At 71.1% G+C, this 18167-nt stretch carries 15 protein-coding genes; 10 read left to right on the top strand and 5 right to left on the bottom strand.

Annotation, left to right across the window (positions count from 1 at the left end; all coding sequences use genetic code 11):
• Positions 1–76 precede the first annotated feature (76 nt).
• Positions 77–1150: an AI-2E family transporter gene (locus tag ACFY30_RS23830; RefSeq protein ID WP_390847161.1), complete on the top strand. Its 1074-nt coding sequence runs from the start codon at positions 77–79 to the stop codon at positions 1148–1150.
• Here the strand turns inward: ACFY30_RS23830 and ACFY30_RS23825 are convergent.
• Positions 1093–3243, bottom strand: coding sequence for a SpoIIE family protein phosphatase (locus tag ACFY30_RS23825; RefSeq protein WP_390847160.1), 2151 nt, complete (start codon positions 3241–3243; stop codon positions 1093–1095). The two genes, ACFY30_RS23830 and ACFY30_RS23825, sit on opposite strands and share 58 nt — an antisense overlap.
• A 144-nt stretch (positions 3244–3387) precedes the next feature.
• Between ACFY30_RS23825 and aspS the strand changes: the two genes are divergently transcribed.
• From aspS to ACFY30_RS23805, 4 genes are all read left to right on the top strand, one after another.
• Positions 3388–5151: an aspartate--tRNA ligase gene (aspS, locus tag ACFY30_RS23820; RefSeq protein ID WP_390847159.1), complete on the top strand. Its 1764-nt coding sequence runs from the start codon at positions 3388–3390 to the stop codon at positions 5149–5151.
• 181 nt (positions 5152–5332) lie between these two features.
• A complete protein-coding gene (locus ACFY30_RS23815; protein WP_390847158.1) occupies positions 5333–6211 on the top strand; it encodes an intradiol ring-cleavage dioxygenase in 879 nt (292 codons plus the stop codon).
• Positions 6212–6315: 104 nt separating this feature from the next.
• Positions 6316–7254 (top strand): intradiol ring-cleavage dioxygenase, encoded by a 939-nt coding sequence (locus tag ACFY30_RS23810; protein WP_390847157.1) that lies wholly within the window; start codon positions 6316–6318, stop codon positions 7252–7254.
• Positions 7255–7483: 229 nt separating this feature from the next.
• Positions 7484–7876 (top strand): hypothetical protein, encoded by a 393-nt coding sequence (locus tag ACFY30_RS23805; protein ID WP_390847156.1) that lies wholly within the window; start codon positions 7484–7486, stop codon positions 7874–7876.
• 151 nt (positions 7877–8027) lie between these two features.
• Here the strand turns inward: ACFY30_RS23805 and ACFY30_RS23800 are convergent, their stop codons facing one another.
• From ACFY30_RS23800 to ACFY30_RS23790, 3 genes are all read right to left on the bottom strand, one after another.
• On the bottom strand, positions 8028–9008 hold the full coding sequence (locus ACFY30_RS23800; RefSeq protein ID WP_390847155.1) for a pirin family protein: 981 nt from the start codon (positions 9006–9008) through the stop codon (positions 8028–8030).
• A 123-nt stretch (positions 9009–9131) separates the two neighbouring features.
• Positions 9132–11090, bottom strand: coding sequence for an Ig-like domain repeat protein (locus ACFY30_RS23795; RefSeq protein WP_390847154.1), 1959 nt, complete (start codon positions 11088–11090; stop codon positions 9132–9134).
• A gap of 187 nt (positions 11091–11277) precedes the next feature.
• A complete protein-coding gene (locus ACFY30_RS23790) occupies positions 11278–11754 on the bottom strand; it encodes an SseB family protein (RefSeq protein ID WP_390659668.1) in 477 nt (158 codons plus the stop codon).
• A 195-nt stretch (positions 11755–11949) separates the two neighbouring features.
• On the opposite strand from ACFY30_RS23790, the gene ACFY30_RS23785 reads away from it, so the two are divergent.
• The 4 genes from ACFY30_RS23785 (at position 11950) to ACFY30_RS23770 (ending at position 16329) form a co-directional block, all read left to right on the top strand.
• The gene (locus tag ACFY30_RS23785) at positions 11950–13776 is read left to right on the top strand and encodes an acyl-CoA dehydrogenase (protein ID WP_390847152.1); all 1827 of its coding nucleotides are present in this window, start codon (positions 11950–11952) and stop codon (positions 13774–13776) included.
• 98 nt (positions 13777–13874) lie between these two features.
• The gene (locus ACFY30_RS23780; RefSeq protein ID WP_390847151.1) at positions 13875–15173 is read left to right on the top strand and encodes a M18 family aminopeptidase; all 1299 of its coding nucleotides are present in this window, start codon (positions 13875–13877) and stop codon (positions 15171–15173) included.
• 74 nt (positions 15174–15247) lie between these two features.
• The gene (locus ACFY30_RS23775; protein ID WP_390659670.1) at positions 15248–15502 is read left to right on the top strand and encodes a DUF6458 family protein; all 255 of its coding nucleotides are present in this window, start codon (positions 15248–15250) and stop codon (positions 15500–15502) included.
• Between the two features lie 329 nt (positions 15503–15831).
• A complete protein-coding gene (locus tag ACFY30_RS23770; protein WP_390847150.1) occupies positions 15832–16329 on the top strand; it encodes an LURP-one-related/scramblase family protein in 498 nt (165 codons plus the stop codon).
• Here the strand turns inward: ACFY30_RS23770 and ACFY30_RS23765 are convergent.
• Positions 16326–17123: a carbon-nitrogen family hydrolase gene (locus ACFY30_RS23765; protein WP_390847149.1), complete on the bottom strand. Its 798-nt coding sequence runs from the start codon at positions 17121–17123 to the stop codon at positions 16326–16328. The two genes, ACFY30_RS23770 and ACFY30_RS23765, sit on opposite strands and share 4 nt — an antisense overlap.
• A gap of 202 nt (positions 17124–17325) precedes the next feature.
• Here ACFY30_RS23765 and ACFY30_RS23760 point away from each other — a divergent pair, with 202 nt between their 5' ends.
• Complete coding sequence (locus tag ACFY30_RS23760; RefSeq protein WP_390847148.1) at positions 17326–18150, top strand: maleylpyruvate isomerase family mycothiol-dependent enzyme; 825 nt, start codon at positions 17326–17328, stop codon at positions 18148–18150.
• The last annotated feature ends 17 nt before the right edge of the window (positions 18151–18167 follow it).

Raw genomic sequence — 18167 nt, 5'->3', positions numbered from 1 at the left:
CCCGGCGCATGACGGAGCGTCACCCGGCCGGTCGTCCGTGCAGGACAATCCGGCCGGGGCGTGGTCCGCTGGTCGTGTGCAGCTGCTCCCCGTGCCCGTGCGCCGGCTCGCCGCCTGGTGTGCGGTGATCCTGCTCGTCGCGGGCGTGGCGTACGTCGGGATCCGGCTGTGCGCGACGTTCCGTACGGCCGTCACGCCGGTGCTGCTCGCGCTGCTCGGGACCGCGCTGCTCAGACCGCTGCACGGGCGGCTGGTGAAGGCGCGGGTGCCGAGTTCGACGGCGGCGGCGCTGACCTGTGTCGCCGTGGTCGCGGTCGTCGGCGGGGCGGTGTACATCGTCGTCGCCGCGCTGATCGACACCGGGGACGAGATCGTCGCCTCGCTGAGGAGCGCGGCGCAGGGCGTCGCCGACCACTTCGGGGCGGCCGGGACCTCGCTGGACGACCTCGCCTCCAACGCCAGGGAGCTGCTGACGAAGTTCGGCGGGACGGCCGCCTCCAATGTGATCAGCGGGGTCAGCGTCGTCGGCGAGACCATCGCCATGGCCGTGCTCGCCCTGCTGCTCGTCTTCTTCTTCCTGCGGGACTCGCACCGGGCGGCCGAGTCGCTGCGCTCCGTCGCCCCGGGCGGGACCGGCGACACCCTGGAGGCGATGGGGCGGCGGGCTTTCGCGGCGATGGAGGGGTTCATGCGGGGGACCACCGTCATCGCCTTCATCGACGCGGTGTGCATCACCGTCGGGCTGCTCGTCCTCGACGTGCCGGGTGCCGTGGGGCTCGGCGCGCTCGTCTTCGTGGGCGCCTACATCCCCTACCTCGGCGCCTTCCTCTCGGGGGCCGTCGCCGTGCTCGTCGCCCTCGCCGACCGCGGGTTCGTCATCGCGCTGTGGGCGCTGGGGGTCGTTCTCGCCGTGCAGGTGCTGGAGGGGCATGTCCTCCAGCCGGCGATCCAGAGCCGGACGGTGCAGATGCACCCGGCCGCCGTGATGCTCGCGATCACCGCGGGAGCCTCCGTGGCCGGCATCCTCGGCATGCTCCTCGCCGTCCCCCTGACAGCAGCGGCCTTCGGCGTCCTGCACGAGCTGCGGGCGCGTTACGCCGGTCCCGAGCCGTCCGGGCCGTCGGCGCCGCCCGGGCCGTCGGCCTCGTAGAGCTCGAACCAGATGGTCTTGCCCTCGCCTCGTGGGGCCACTCCCCAGGTGTTCGCGAGGAGTTCGATGAGGACCAGGCCGCGGCCGGAGGAGGCCAGTTCGCCGGGGCGGCGCTTGTGGGGCAGGTCGTCGCTGGTGTCGGTGACCTCGATGCGGATCCGGCGTTCGCCGGGTGCCCCGGTGACCTCGGCGACCAGCAGCGCGTCGGCGTCGGTGTGGACGAGGACGTTGGTGAGGGTCTCGGAGACGAGCAGGACCGCCGAGTCGACCTGGTCCTCGCTCGGCCAGTCGTGCAGCAGCTCGCGCAGCTGCTGCCGGCCCACGGCGATCCGCTCGGGTTCGGCCTGCGCGACCGTCAGCATGGTGCGCCGCACGGGGGTCCGTGCGGGTGCGGCGGCCGGACCGCAGCCGTCCCCGCCGTGCCGGCACAGCAGCAGAAGGGCGATGTCGTCGCCGCGCCGGTCGGCGAGCGGGCCGGGGGTGTGGTGGGAGGAGGGGCCGTGCACCGCCTGGACCAGCGCGTCGGCCAGGCCCTCCAGATCTGCCTCGTCGCCCTCGAGGATCTCGCGGATCCGCCGCCAGCCGGTGTCGAGGTCGTGGCCGCCGGTCTCCACCAGGCCGTCGGTGCACAGCATCAGCGTCTCGCCGGGCTCCAGGGCGAGCCGGGTGGTGGGGTAGTCGGCGGCCGGGTCGATGCCCAGCGGCAGCCCGCCGGCCGTGGCGCGGACCATGACCGTGCCGTCGGCCATCCGGACGGCCGGGTCGAGATGCCCGGCCCGCGCGGCCTCCAGTACGCCGGTCGCCGGGTCGACCTCGATGTACAGGCAGGTCGCGAAGCGCAGGTCCGTGTCGTTCCCGGCCTGGTTGATGCCGTGCAGGAAGCCGGAGGCGCGGGAGAGCACGGCGTCGGGGCGGTGGCCCTCGGCGGCATAGGCGCGCAGCGCTATGCGGAGCTGGCCCATGAGCCCGGCGGCGCGGACGTCATGGCCCTGGACGTCCCCGATGACCAGCGCGAACCGGCCTCTGGGCAGCGGGATCATGTCGTACCAGTCGCCGCCGACCTGGAGGCCGCCGCCGGTCGGTATGTAGCGGGCGGCCAGGGTCAGGCCCGGTATCTCGGGGCCGAGTGTGGGCAGCATGGAGCGCTGCAGGCCGTCGGTCAGCTCGCGCTGGGTCTCGGCGGCGCCCGCGCGGGTGAGGGCCTGGGCGAGCATCCGGGCGACCGTGGTGAGCACGGACCGCTCGTCCGGGGTGAAGGCCACCGGGTGCGTGAAGGCGGCCATCCAGGCGCCCATCGTCCGCCCGGCCACCGTCAGCGGCAGGAACGCCCATGACTCCCGGCCGAAGTGGACGGCGAGCGGCCAGGTGAGGGGGTAGCGCTCCTTGTACTGCTGGGGCGAGGAGAGATAGACGGCCCGGCCGGTGCGCACGACCTCGGCGGCGGGGTAGTCCGTCGCCACGGGCATATGGGTGAAGGGACCCTCGTCGCCGGACTGCTGCCCGTGGTGGCCGATGATCGTCAGCCGGTCCCCGTCGACCCCGAAGACGGCGAGCCCGTCCGGTGAGAACCCCGGCATCGCCAGGCCCGCCGCGACCCGCAGCACCTCCTCCGTGGACCGCGCCTCCGCCAGCGCCCGGCCCGCGTCCAGCAGGAACGCCTCCCGCGAGCGCCGCCAGTCACCGGTGACGGCCGCGTTCCCGGCGGGGGTGCCCGGCCGGGGCTCGGTGACCTCCTGAAGGGTGCCGATCAGCTCGTACGCCTTGTTCTCGGGGTCGAACGAGGGCTTGGAGCGGCTGCGGACCACCCGGACGACCCGCCCCTGGTCGTCCATGATCCGGACGCGCACCTCGGCGAGGGTGCCCTCGGCGACGGCGAGCTGGACCACTCCGGTGATCTCGTTCCAGTCGACGGGGTGCAGCCGGGCCCGGGTCTGGGCCTCGGTGAGGACGGTCTGCTCGGCGGGCAGGCCGAGCAGCCGGGCAGCCTCGGCGTCGACCGTGACCAGCCCGGTGGCAGTACTCCAGTGCCACAGGCCGGTCGCGAGGGAGGCGAGGACCTCCCCCACGGCGGGCAGTGACTCGCCAGCGCGCATTGCCCCACTTTAGGAAGACAGGAACGAGAAGTGCCACTGATCACCGCCCCGGGAATGCGGGGAGGCGATCTCGGACCGCCCGGTACCCTGGGGGTTGTTTCACGTGAAACGTGCTCCCTATCCGCGAAGGCTGGATGAACGACGATGCATCGGTACAGGTCCCACACCTGCGGCGAGCTCCGCTCCTCTGACGTCGGTACCGACGTCCGGCTGAGTGGCTGGCTGCACAATCGGCGCGACCTGGGCGGCATCCTCTTCATCGATCTGCGCGACCACTACGGCATCACGCAGCTCGTCGCCCGCCCGGGCACGCCCGCGTACGAGGCGCTGGACAAGCTGACCAAGGAGTCGACGGTCCGTGTCGACGGCAAGGTCGTCTCGCGCGGCGCGGAGAACGTCAACGCGGACCTGCCGACCGGTGAGGTCGAGGTCGAGGTCGGCGAGGTCGAGCTGCTCGGCGCGGCCCAGCCGCTGCCCTTCACGATCAACGCCGAGGACGGGGTCAACGAGGAGCGGCGCCTGGAGTACCGCTTCCTGGACCTGCGCCGCGAGCGCATGCACCGCAACATCATGCTGCGTACGGCGGTCATCTCGGCGATCCGGCACAAGATGACGGCGCTGGGCTTCAACGAGATGGCGACCCCGATCCTGTCGGCCACCTCCCCCGAGGGCGCCCGCGACTTCGTGGTCCCCTCCCGCCTGAACCCGGGCAAGTTCTACGCGCTGCCGCAGGCGCCGCAGCAGTTCAAGCAGCTGCTGATGATCTCGGGCTTCGACCGCTACTTCCAGATCGCGCCCTGTTTCCGCGACGAGGACGCGCGCGCGGACCGTTCGCCGGGCGAGTTCTACCAGCTCGACATCGAGATGTCCTTCGTCGAGCAGGAGGACGTCTTCCAGCCGGTCGAGAAGCTGATGACCGAGCTGTTCGAGGAGTTCGGCGGCGGTCGGCACGTCACCTCGCCGTTCCCGCGGATCCCGTTCCGCGAGGCGATGCTGAAGTACGGCTCGGACAAGCCGGACCTGCGGGCCCAGCTGGAGCTGGTGGACATCACCGACGTCTTCGAGGGCTCGGAGTTCAAGGCCTTCGCCGGCAAGCACGTCCGCGCGCTGGCCGTCCCGGCCGTCCAGGACCAGCCCCGCAAGTTCTTCGACCAGCTCGGCGAGTACGCGATCTCGCTCGGCGCCAAGGGCCTGGCCTGGGTGCGCGTCGCCGAGGACGGTTCGCTGACCGGCCCGATCGCGAAGTTCCTCACCGAGGAGAACGTGGCCGAGCTGACCAAGCGCCTGTCGCTGGCCGCCGGGCACGCCGTGTTCTTCGGCGCGGGCGAGTTCGACGAGGTCTCGAAGATCATGGGCGCGGTGCGCGTCGAGGCCGCCAAGCGGGCCGGCCACTTCGAGGAGGGCGTCTTCCGCTTCTGCTGGATCGTCGACTTCCCGATGTACGAGAGGGACGAGGACACCGGGAAGATCGACTTCTCGCACAACCCGTTCTCGATGCCGCAGGGCGGTCTGGAGGCCCTGGAGACCCAGGACCCGCTGGACATCCTCGGCTGGCAGTACGACATCGTCTGCAACGGCGTCGAGCTGTCCTCCGGCGCGATCCGGAACCACGAGCCGGAGATCATGCTCAAGGCGTTCGAGATCGCGGGCTACGACCGGGAGACGGTCGAGGACAAGTTCGCGGGCATGCTGCGCGCGTTCCGCTTCGGCGCCCCGCCGCACGGCGGCATCGCCCCCGGCGTCGACCGCATCGTCATGCTGCTCGCGGACGAGCCGAACATCCGGGAGACGATCGCGTTCCCGCTGAACGGCAACGCCCAGGACCTGATGATGGGCGCGCCGACGGAGCTGGAGGAGGCCCGGCTGAGGGAGCTGCACCTGTCGGTGCGCAAGCCGCAGCCGAAGTAGGTCGCCTGAGAAGGGGCGGGAACCGAGGCCGGTTTCCCGCCCCTTCTCCGTTGCGGCGGCCGGCGCCTTCAGGTTTCTCGGGAACCCACAGTCGCCCCCCATGGTGAGGACAGTCTTCTTACCTAGCGTCCGGGGCATGACGGGAAACGAAAGGCCTGAAGGCCCCCAGCACAAAAGGAACATGACGCGGCGCAAGGTCGTCGTCGCGGGTGGTGCGGCCGTGGTCGGCGTCGGCGCGGCCGGCGCGCTGGCCATGAACGCCTCGGCCGACGAGACGACGGAGGCGACGAGCACCGCGTCCGCGTCGAGCACGGCGGAGACCTGCTACAAGCTCACCTCGGAGACCACCGAGGGGCCGTACTACATCGACGCCGACAAGCTGCGCCAGGACATCACCGAGGACAAGGAGGGCATCCCGCTGACCCTCCAGCTCAAGGTGATCGACGCCGCGACCTGCAAGCCGCTCGCCGACGCGGCCGTGGACATCTGGCACTGCGACGCCCTCGGCCTCTACTCCGGCTACGAGAGCTTCTCCCAGGGCGGCGGCACCGCCCCCACGGACGCGCCCACCGGCACCCCCACGGGCACCCCCACCGACGTGCCGACCGGTGAGCCGCCGTCCGGCGGCGGCGGGGGCGGCCACGAGGAGCCGACCAGCGACACCCGCTATCTGCGCGGCACCTGGAAGACCGACAAGAAGGGCTGTGTCACCTTCAAAACGGTCTTCCCCGGCTGGTACCAGGGCCGGACCGTCCACATCCACACCAAGGTCCACGTGGACGGCGAGTGGACCGACGCCGGCTACGAGGGCGGCCACACCTGCCACACCGGCCAGTTCTTCTTCGACGAGGAGGCGGTGCTCCTGTCCGCCGAGGTGGAGCCGTACTCGACGAGCACCACGACCCGCACCACGCTCACCGAGGACACCATCTACGACCAGAGCGGCACGACGGGCGGCCTGCTCATGCTGAAGTACCACAAGAAGAACATCGCCAAGGGCGTGACCGCCTCCCTCACCATGGGTGTCGACACCGACGCCACGAACGACGGCACGAGCTGACCCCGATCGTCCGTACGTCGATTTCCGGCCCCTTTCGCGCGGGAGCGCGAAAGGGCGCCGTTTTCTCAGCTCGCTGACAGGCTTCCTCCCTACTTTCCATGTCCATGACGGGAGACACACAGGAACCCCAGCCGGCCCTTTCCCCGACCGATCCGACGCGCCGCCGGGTCGTCGCGGTGGGCGCGGGCGCGCTCGCCGTGGCGGGACTCGGCGGTGGCGCGCTGGCGGTCGACGCGGTGGCCGGGGAGCGAACGCCGGCCACGAAGGGCGGGCTCCCCGAGGACTGCTACGTCCTCACCTCGGAGACCGTCGAGGGCCCCTACTACATCGACGCCGACAAGATCCGCCGGGACGTCACGGAGGACCGCGAGGGCATCCCCCTCCTCCTCGGCCTCAAGGTGATCGACGCCGAGACCTGCCGGCCCATCCGCAACGCGGCCGTCGACATCTGGCACTGCGACGCGGCGGGCGTCTACTCCGGTTACGAGGGCATGGGCAGCGGCGGAGGCGGCCCCGCGCCCACGGGTGAGCCCCCCACCGGCTCCCCGACCGGCGCGCCCCCGGGCGGCAACCCCGGCGGCCACCAGGAGCCGACCGACGACACCCGCTACCTGCGCGGCACCTGGAAGACCGACCGGCACGGCCACGTCACGTTCAGGACGGTCTTCCCCGGCTGGTACCGCGGCCGCTGCGTCCACATCCACACCAAGGTCCACGTGGACGGCGAGTGGACCGACGCCGGCTACGAGGGCGGCCACACCTGCCACACCGGCCAGTTCTTCTTCGACGAGGAGTCGGTGGTGGCCACGGAGACCGTGGAGCCGTACGCCTCGAACACCGCCGAGCGCACCCTGCTGTCCGAGGACACGATCTACGACCAGAGCGGCACGACGGGCGGCCTGCTCAGGCTCCGCTACGACAAGCGGGACATCACGAAGGGCGTCCGCGCGAGCCTGACCGTGGGCGTGGACCCGGAGGCCACCCACGACGGCCAGGACGCCCCGCCCGGGCCGAGCGCCTCGGCCTCCCCCTCGGCGACCTGACACCCCCCGGCCCCCCGGTCACTGCCGTCGACGCCGGCCGGCAGTGACCGGGCCACCCGGCCGGCCGCCCGACTTCCCCGCAACTCGGCCGAGTTACGCCCCTCTTGTCCACCCCCTTGGCAACCTCACCGGTATCGCACAGGAATCCCGGGGGGCGGTCACAGCGGCCTGCCTTCTCATGGAGGAGGAGGGCGCCGACGAGGGTCGGCGGGACAAGGGAGGAACGGCCATGGGATTCGCGATCGCGCTCTCGGTACTGCTGATCACCGGCGCGGCGGCCGGGGTCGCGGCCCAGCGCCGGGGCCGGGGCGGCCGCCCCCCGTCCGACCTCGACGCGGAGGCGGAGGCCAACCACGTCCTGGTCCGTCTGACCGGCGGCCTGGTCCCCCCGGACGCCCGCACCTGGTCGGGCGCGGACGAGGAGACCGCCCGCGCCCTGACCAGGGCGGCGGAATGCCGGCGCGAGGCCCGGACCCGCCTGGCCACGGCCCGTACGGCGGCGGAGTACGCGGAGGTGACACGGGTGGCGAAGGAGGGCCTGGAGCAACTGCGCACGGCGCGAGCGGCCCTGGGCCTGGACCCGGCTCCGGCCCCCGCCGGCACGACCGCGTACGCGGCCTAGGCCGCGACGCGAGAGCCACGGCCCCGCGGGAGGACTCCCCCTCGCCCCACCGCCCGGTTCACCTGTTGTGCCGCGGGCGGCGTGAAGGGCCCCGTCCCCCCGGGGGGACGGGGCCCTTCAGGTTCTACGCCGGGCCGAGGTCAGCCGGACCTCACGCCTCCTGCGGCCCGCTCTCGGTCATGCCGTGCACCGCCGGGATCGTCCCCAGGCGGCCCTTCTGGAAGTCCTCGAAGGCCTGCATCAGCTCGTCCTTGGTGTTCATGACGAACGGGCCGTAGTGGACCATGGGTTCACGGATCGGCTGTCCGCCGAGGAGGACGACCTCCAGGTCCGGGGTGTGGGAGTCCTGCTTCTCGTCCGCGCGGACGGTCAGCGAGGAGCCCGCGCCGAAGACCGCGGTCTGGCCCAGGTGGATCGGGCGGCGTTCGGCGCCGACCGAGCCCTTGCCCGCCAGCACGTACGCCAGGCCGTTGAAGTCCTCACGCCAGGGGAGGGTGATCTCGGCGCCGGGCGCGAGGGTCGCGTGGATCATCGTGATCGGCGTGTGCGTGATGCCCGGGCCCGCGTGGCCGTCCAGTTCACCGGCGATGACCCGGAGCAGCGCGCCGCCGTCCGGGGTCGTCAGCAGCTGCACGTTGCCGCCCCGGATGTCCTGGTAGCGCGGCGCCATCATCTTGTCCTTCGCCGGCAGGTTCACCCACAGCTGGAGACCGTGGAAGAGGCCGCCGGACATGACGAGGTGCTCCGGCGGCGCCTCGATGTGCAGCAGGCCCGAGCCGGCCGTCATCCACTGGGTGTCGCCGTTGGTGATGGTGCCCCCGCCGCCCTGGCTGTCCTGGTGGTCGAAGATCCCGTCGATGATGTAGGTGACGGTCTCGAAGCCGCGGTGCGGGTGCCAGGGAGTGCCCTTGGGCTCTCCCGGCGCGTAGTCCACCTCGCCCATCTGGTCCATCATGATGAACGGGTCGAGGTGGCGGTAGTGGATCCCGGCGAACGCCCGCCGCACCGGGAAGCCCTCGCCCTCGAATCCGCTGGGCGCGGTCGTCACACCGAGCACGGGACGGGCCACGGCCTCGGCCGGCGCGGTGACACGCGGCAGCGTCAGCGGGTTCTCGACGGTCACTGCAGGCATTGTCCGTACCTCCTTGGGCGACGTGCGTCCCAGGTTAGTTGAGCATTGAACTTTCTGCCACCCCAGAACGACGAAAGCCCGGAGGACATTCCCTCCGGGCCGTGTCGTCCCTCGGACGAGGGATCAGTTGCTGAAGTACAGGTACTTCCAGGCGCCGTACGTCGTCGAGTTCACGCTGTCGCCGGACGAGCCGTTGACGTACACCGAGCGCATCCGGGCCCGGATGCCCGACTCACCGGGCGCCCCGAGGCTGACGGCCGACTTCCCGTCCGAACCGACGGGGAACCACTCCGAGTCCGTCGAGTACCACGAACCCTGGTAGTAGACCTGGAGGTCGAAGCGCTGCTGACGGCCCGGGTAGTAGGTCATCGTGGTGGTGAGCAGCGGGTCGGTGTTCTTGTGGAACCAGTAGTAGCTCGTCGAACCGATCTTGGCCGTCCTGTAGTGCTTGGAGACCGCCGTGGAGATCTTGACCCGCGCGTACGACGTGACCTTCACGGTCCTGGGCTTGTAGCGGGCGTCGCCCGCGAAGACCGCGGTGACGGTCGTGTCGCGGGTCATGTCGACCCACGCGGCGATGTTGCCGCTGGAGTTGACCGTGCCCTTCTTGATCAGCTTCTTCGGCTTGTCGCCGCCGAAGGGGTCCGCCCAGATCTCCACCGTGCGGTTCTTGTAGGTGGTCCCGAGGTGCGCCGTGAACTTGACGTCGGTGCCGTAGTTGTACAGCTTGCCGTTGTTGTTCAGGCTCAGGCTCGTCGCGGCGCGGGAGACCGCGACCTTGTCGGAGGCGGAGACCGCGATGTGCTCGGCGTCGCCCGCGTAGGTGACCTTGTAGGTGACGGTGCCGCCGGCCGGCGGGGTGTCCGTGAAGGAGTACGTGCCGTCCGCCTTGACCGTGACGGCCGCCAGCGCCTTGCCGCCGGGGCTGTCGAGATCGGTGCGGGTCACGGAGAGCTTGACGCCCGTGGGCAGCGGGACCGTCGCCGAGATCTTGCCGGTGACGGTGAGCTTCTCGGCGCGGGGCGCCGAGCTCGGGGCGTTCACCGTGAGCGTCGGCACGTTCAGCGTCGGCTGGGTGAGGGCCTTGAGCGTGTAGGTGCCACCGCCCGGTACGAGCGCGAAGATCCGCGAGGAGTCCGGCGCCCAGCGCACATCCGCGGCGGCGGTGTAGTCGGAGGACGAGCCGACGGGGTAGGTACGCAGCGGCTGGGTGGCGTTCGGCCGGTAGACCGCGACCTTGCCGGGGGTGAACTGGGCGACCATCCCGTTCGACGCGACGTCGGCGCCCCACGCGTCGGGGTAGGCGCCCGCCTTGGTGAGGGTGCCGTTGGCGTAGGCGTGCCGGTCGGAGCCGTTGACGAGCACCTCGTCGGCGCCCGCGGCGAGGTCGATGTCCCGGACGCCGTCGTTCAGGGCGTACGAGGTGTCGTGCCAGGCGACCACCCGGGCCGTGCCGCTCGACACGTCGAGGACGGCCTCGGTGCCCGTGGAGTCTCCGGTCTCGCCGACGGCCAGCAGGCCCGGCCGCAGCGGGTCGGTGTCCAGCAGCGCCTGCCCCCACATCCCGGACCCCGTTCCCTCGGTCGGGATCTGGGCCATGGCCACCGGGTCGGCCCCGCTCGCCGGGTCCACCGCCGGGTCGACGGAACCGAGGTCGCCGTCCCACTGGTCGCCGTACGAGAACCAGACCTTGCCGCCGGCGAAGGCCAGGTGGCGCGGGCCGGTGCCGGTCGGGATCGCGTACGTCTGCTTGACGTCCAGGGTGGCCGGGTCGAGCGCGAGGATCTGGTGCGTGTGGGGCAGGGCCGCGTACAGGGTGCTGCCGTCGTCCGAGAGGGCCAGGTCGCTGACGCTGCCGAAGCCGACGTTCAGGTCGACGAGGGTGCCGTTGTAGTCGGAGGCGAGGATCCGGCCGTTCGCCGCGTCGCCGACGAACACCCGCTGCAGGGTGCCGTCCACGACCAGACCGCCGACGCCGGTGACGCTGGTGGCGGCTGCCGAGGCGGTCCCCGCCGCCGCGATGCTCAGTGCCGCCGAGCTGAAGAGGACCGCGAGTGCCGTCGCGGCCGAAGTGCTGCGCATACGCACAGTGATGAACCCCCACAGGAAGACCCGGTATCGCCGGGTGCTGAGAGCGCCGCGCGGCACCCGGACGCGACCGCGGAAGAGCGGTTGCGCGCGGGGCGCGGCTGCCTGAAGGCACCCTATGGCATGCCTGTGACAAGCGGGGAGCGGGTTTCCGTGCGGGGAGGGCCGCCGGGGGGAGAACTCAGCCGTACATCCTGCGCATGGCGAAGTCGACCATCTGCTCGACCGCCTTGGCGTCGAAGACCATCCGGTGTTCGCCCTCCATGTCGAGGACGAAGCCGTAGCCGGTGGGCAGCAGGTCGATCACCTCGGCGCCGGTGATGACGAAGTACTTGGACTCCTTGCCCGCGTACCGGCGCAGCTCCTTGAGGGAGGTGAACATCGGGATCACCGGCTGCTGGGTGTTGTGCAGGGCGAGGAAACCGGGGTTGTCGCCGCGCGGGCAGTAGACCTTGGAGGTCGCGAAGACCTGCTGGAAGTCCTCGGCGGCCATCTGCCCGGTGGTGAAGGCGCGGACCGCGTCCGCGAGGGAGGGCGGGGACGGCTCGGGGTACAGGGGCGGCTGCTGCCCGTACCCGCCGGGCATCTGCTGTTGCGGCGGCGGGGCGTACTGCTGCTGGGCAGCACCACCGTCCATGGGCGGGCCGTATCCGTACATGGGCGCAAGCGTACCGAGAGCGCCGGGCGGGCGGCGAGGAGGCGAGGGACGGACGTTCCGGTGGGACCTGTCACAGTTGGCCGGATCGGGGTTGCAGCTTATTACCGACGGGTAGCATCATCGGAGCTACTAGTTGGTAAGTGAACTGGCGCGAGGATCCAAGTGCCTCGCCGATCTCTCTACGGAGCCATCGCCATGGGGCACTACAAGTCGAATCTCCGCGACATCGAGTTCAACCTCTTCGAAGTACTGGGACGCGACAAGCTGTACGGCACCGGCCCCTTCGAGGAGATGGACACCGAGACCGCGAAGAGCATCCTCGAGGAGCTCACCCGCCTCGCGGAGAACGAACTGGCGGAGTCCTTCGCCGACGCCGACCGCAACCCCCCGGTCTTCGACCCGGAGACCAACACCGCGCCGGTGCCCGCGTCCTTCAAGAAGAGCTACAAGGCCTTCATGGACTCGGAGTACTGGCGGCTCGGGCTGCCCGAGGGCATCGGCGGCACGACGGCTCCGCCGTCCCTGATCTGGGCGTACGCGGAGCTGATCCTCGGCGCGAACCCGGCCGTGTGGATGTACTCCTCCGGCCCCGCGTTCGCCGGCATCCTCTACGACGAGGGCAACGACGTCCAGAAGAAGATCGCCCAGATCGCCGTCGAGCGGACCTGGGGCTCCACCATGGTCCTCACCGAGCCGGACGCCGGCTCGGACGTCGGCGCCGGCCGCACCAAGGCGATCCAGCAGGAGGACGGCTCCTGGCACATCGAGGGCGTCAAGCGCTTCATCACGTCCGGTGAGCACGACATGGAGGAGAACATCCTCCACTACGTGCTCGCGCGGCCGGAGGGCGCCGGTCCCGGCACCAAGGGCCTCTCCCTCTTCCTCGTGCCCAAGTACCTGTTCGACTTCGAGACCGGCGAGCTGGGCGAGCGCAACGGCGTCTACGCCACCAACGTCGAGCACAAGATGGGCCTGAAGGCCTCCAACACCTGCGAGATGACCTTCGGCGACAAGCACCCCGCCAAGGGCTGGCTGATCGGCGACAAGCACGACGGCATCCGCCAGATGTTCCGCATCATCGAGTTCGCCCGCATGATGGTCGGCACGAAGGCGATCTCCACCCTCTCCACCGGCTACCTCAACGCGCTGGAGTACGCCAAGGAGCGCGTCCAGGGTCCCGACCTGGCGAACTTCATGGACAAGACCGCGCCGAAGGTCACCATCACCCACCACCCCGACGTGCGCCGCTCGCTGATGACGCAGAAGGCGTACGCGGAGGGCATGCGGGCGCTGGTGCTCTACACCGCCTCCGTCCAGGACGCGATCGCCGTCAAGGAGGCCGCGGGCGAGGACACCAAGGCCGAGCACGCGCTGAACGACCTGCTCCTGCCGATCGTCAAGGGCTACGGCTCGGAGAAGGGCTACGAGCAGCTCGCCCAGTCGCTGCAGACCTTCGGCGGCTCCGGCTTCCTGCAGGAGTACCCGATCGAGCAGTACATCCGCGACGCCAAGATCGACACCCTGTACGAGGGCACCACCGCCATCCAGGGCCAGGACTTCTTCTTCCGGAAGATCGTCCGCAACCAGGGCGCCGCGCTGAACTCCCTCGCCGAGGACATCAAGAAGTTCCTGGCGCTCGGCACCGGCGGCGAGGAGCTGGCGGGCGCCCGCGAGCACCTCGCGAAGGCGGCCGTGGAGCTGGAGGCCATCGTCGGCCTGATGCTGACCGACCTCGCGGCCACCGAGCAGGACGTCAAGAACATCTACAAGGTGGGCCTGAACACCACCCGCCTGCTGCTCGCCTCCGGTGACGTGATCGTCGGCTACCTGCTGCTCAAGGGCGCCGCGATCGCCGCCGAGAAGCTGGAGACCGCCTCCGCCAAGGACAGGGCCTTCTACACCGGCAAGATCGCCGCGGCGCGGTTCTTCGCGGCCAACGTCCTGCCCGGCGTCACCCTGGCCCGCAAGATCGCCGAGGGCGTCGAGCTCGACCTGATGGAGCTGGACGAAGCGGCGTTCTAGGACATCGCGCCACAGCCGCGGGCGGCACGCGCGGCTTCACGAGGGCCCACTCCCCTTCTCTCCGGGAGTGGGCCCTCGTCCGTCGTTAAGGTGAACCCATGAGCGAACCCTCCCGCTTCGACCGCGGCCACACCGACGACCTCATGTCCTTCCTCACGGTGAGCCCGTCGCCGTACCACGCCGTCGCGAACGCGGCCGCGCGGCTGGAGAAGGCCGGCTTCCGGCAGGTCGCCGAGACGGACGCCTGGGACGGGACGAGCGGCGGCAAGTACGTGCTGCGCGGGGGCGCGATCGTGGCCTGGTACGTCCCCGAGGGCGCGGCGCCCCACACCCCCTTCCGGGTCGTCGGCGCGCACACCGACTCCCCGAACCTGCGCGTCAAGCCGCTGCCCGACACCGGAGCGCACGGCTGGCGCCAGGTCGCCGTGGAGATCTACGGCGGACCGCTGCTCAACTCCTGGCTCGACCGCGACCTGGGCATCGCCGGCCGGCTGACGCTGCGGGACGGCTCGACGCGCCTGGTCGACGTGAGCCGCCCGCTGCTGCGCGTCCCCCAGCTCGCCATCCATCTCGACCGGGCGGTCAACAGCGACGGCCTCAAGCTCGACAAGCAGCGTCACCTCCAGCCGGTCTGGGGCCTCGGAAACGACGTGCGCGACGGCGACCTCATCGCCTTCCTGGAGGAGGAGTCGGGGATCCCGGCGGGCGAGGTCACCGGCTGGGACCTGATGACGCACTCCGTGGAGCCGCCCGCCTACCTGGGCCGCGACCAGGAGCTGGTGGCCGGGCCGCGCATGGACAACCTGCTGTCCGTGCACGCCGGTACGGCGGCGCTGGCGGCCGTGGCGACCGGCGGTGCGGCGCTGCCGTACATCCCGGTGCTCGCCGCCTTCGACCACGAGGAGAACGGCTCGCAGTCCGACACCGGCGCGGACGGGCCGCTGCTCGGCAGTGTGCTGGAGCGCTCGGTGCTGACGCGCGGCGGCTCGTACGAGGACCGGGCGAGGGCCTTCGCGGGCACCGTGTGCCTGTCCTCCGACACGGGCCACGCGGTCCACCCCAACTACGCGGAGCGGCACGACCCGACGCACCACCCGCGGGTCAACGGCGGCCCGATCCTGAAGGTCAACGTCAACAACCGCTACGCCACGGACGGTACGGGCCGCGCGGTGTTCGCCGCCGCCTGCGAGAAGGCGGACGTCCCGTTCCAGTCCTTCGTCTCCAACAACTCCATGCCGTGCGGCACGACCATCGGCCCCATCACCGCGGCCCGGCACGGGATCCGCACCATCGACATCGGGGTGGCGATCCTGTCCATGCACAGCGCCCGGGAGTTGTGCGGCGACGCCGACCCGTATCTGCTGGCCAACGCACTGGTGGCGTTCCTGGAGGGCTAGTTCACCCGAACGGGGGTACCCGCTGGTGCGGAGCGGAGACCGGAGACACCGGACCGTACAGGGAGGCGACACTCATGGGCCTCGGCGGGTGCATCATCCTTATCGCCGTGGGAGCCATCCTCACGTTCGCGACCGACTGGGACATGCAGGGGGTCAACCTCGACCTGGTCGGCGTCATTCTGATGATCGTCGGCCTGATCGGTGTGACGACGTTCAGCAGCATCGCCCGGCGTCGGCGCGTGATGGTTCCCCCGACCACCACGACGGTGGTCGAGGACGACCGGCATCGCCGGCACGGGGACGGCTACAGCGACGGCTACGGCGTCTGACGCCCCGGCCGGCACCGACGGCGGCCGGTCCGCCCCGCCCTCCGTGCGGCGGGGCGGACCGGAACACCCCGGTCCCGCTGGTGGACATGGCACGCCGGACACTCGTCCGCGGGCTCGCCGTCGCAAGGCCCGGCCCGGCACCACGCCACTCGCCCGGCCGACGGGCGAACGGGTGGCGCTCGCCCGCCGGCTCGGCTGGACGTGGCCGCGGGCAGGAGCGGGCCGGGAACGGCCGCGCACCCGCGGGCGCGGGTGCGGCGGCAGACCGGGTTCGGCCCGTCGGGCTACCGGCGGCGTTCGGGACCGGCCGCCGGGGAAGCGGTGAGGACATGAGATTCCTCGTACGCGACCGGCTCCTCGCGATCGGTGACGACTACTGGATCGAGGACGACCGGGGCACCAAGGTCTACCTCGTCGACGGCAAGGCGATGCGGCTGCGGGACACCTTCGAACTGAAGGACACGCAGGGGCGGGTCCTGATCGACATCCACCAGAAGATGTTCGCCCTGCGCGACACGATGGTGATCGAACGGGACGGCGAGCCGCTGGCCACCGTCCGCCGCAAGCGGCTGTCGCTGCTGCGCAACCACTACCGGGTCTCCCTGGCGGACGGCCGCACCGAACTCGACGTCAGCGGCAAGATCCTCGACCGGGAGTTCGCGATCGAGTACGACGGTGAACTGCTCGCCGTGGTCTCCCGGCGCTGGCTGCACGTGCGGGAGACGTACGGCGTGGACGTCGTCCGGGAGGACGCGGACCCGGCGCTGCTGATCGCGGTGACGGTGTGTGTGATCCACCTCGCCGAGAAGGAACGGGAGGACGACTAACGGGCGGGGGTGCGCAGTCCGAGTACGCGGTCCTTCAGGGCCGGGAACTGCTCGCGGGTCGCGGTGACCTTCGCCGGGTCGAAGTCGACGGTGAGGATCTCCTCGCCGGGGCCGGCCTCGCCCAGCACCTCGCCCCAGGGGTCCACCACGATCGAGTGACCGGCCTGCGGAACTCCGGCGTGCGTCCCGGCCGTTCCGCACGCGAGCACGAACGCCTGGTTCTCGACCGCCCGCGCCCTGGCCAGCAGCGTCCAGTGCGCCCGGCGGCGCTCCGGCCAGCCCGCGGGGACGACGAGGGTCTCGGCGCCGGCGTCGACGAGCCCGCGGAAGAGTTCGGGGAAGCGCAGGTCGTAGCAGGTCGCCACGCCGACGGTCGTCCCGGGCAGACGGACCGTCACCAGCTCCCGTCCCGCACCCATCAGCACGGCCTCGCCCTTGTCGAAGCCGAAGCGGTGGATCTTGCGGTAGGCGGCGGCGAGCTCACCGGAGGGGGAGAAGACGAGAGACGTGTTGTAGAGCGGGCCCTCGGGGTCCCGTTCGGGGATCGAGCCCGCGTGCAGCCACACGCCCGCGTCGCTCGCCGCCTTGGCCATGGCCTCGTACGTGGGCCCTTCCAGCGGCTCGGCCTCGGCACCGAACTCCTGGTAGGCGAAGGCCCCGGTCGTCCACAGCTCCGGCAGCACGACGAGGTCCGCGGCCCCGGCCTGTTCCCGTACCAGCGAGGCGACCCGAACCCGCCGCGATTCGACCGTTTCGCCCTCTTCTACGGCGATCTGGATCAGAGAGGCGCGCACACTACCACCGTCCTGGCATTCGAGCCGTCCACACGGGCCTACGATCGTCACACGAAAGCACTGCCGGGGTGCCTCACAGCAGCGTAACTTAGCGTTCCAAGACACCCGCCGACAGCCGCCGACCGTCACCGCCTCCCGATGGCAACGCCGCCACCCGCCCCCACCACCTGCCCGTGTACCGACCGCCGAGGGGTCCCGTTCCGTGAGTCTGCATCCCACCCTCCAGCCCTACGCCGACGCCTGGACGCACTCCATCGAAGCGATATCCGAGCTGGTGCAGCCGCTTGTGGAGGGCGAGTGGAACTGGCGGACCCCGTGCCCGGGCTGGTCGGTCCGCGACGTGGTCTCCCACGTCATCGGCCTCGACAGTGAGATGTACGGCGACCCGCGCCCGATCCACTCGCTCCCGCGCGACCTCTTCCACGTCACCAACGATTTCCAGCGGTACATGGAGATGCAGGTGGACGTCCGCCGTCACCACACGGCGCCGGAGATGACGTCCGAGCTGGAGCTGATGATCATCCGCCGCAACCGCCAGCTGCGGAACGAGACGCGGCAGCCGGGGACGACCGTCCGCGGCCCCCTCGGCACCGAGCTGACGCTGGAGGAGTCGATGCGCACCCACGCGTTCAACGTGTGGGTGCACGAGCAGGACCTGCGTGCCGCCCTCGGCCGCCCCGGCAACCTGGACTCCCCCGGCGCGCACATCGCCCGTGACGTGCTGCTGGCCGAGCTGCCGTCCGTCGTCGCCGAGCGCGCCGACGCCCCGCGCAGCTCCGCGGTCGTCTTCGACGTGCACGGCCCGATCGAGTTCCTGCGCACCATCCGCGTCGACATCCAGGGCCGCGGCACCCTGGAGACGGCCCCCGCGCTCGGGCCGGCCGCCTCCTTCGCCCTGGACTGGGAGACGTTCGTCCGCCTCGCGTGCGGCCGGGTGTCGCCGGAGGCGGTCGCGGACCGGGTGAAGGCGGAGGGCGAGCCGGAGCTGACGGCGGCGATCCTGCGGAACTTCACCGTCACGAGGTAGCCCGGGGGTGCCGCTGC

The sequence above is a fragment of the Streptomyces sp. NPDC000345 genome, from assembly GCF_042898825.1.
Taxonomy (GTDB): Bacteria; Actinomycetota; Actinomycetes; order Streptomycetales; family Streptomycetaceae; genus Streptomyces.
This window is presented reverse-complemented; position numbering and strand designations above follow the sequence as displayed.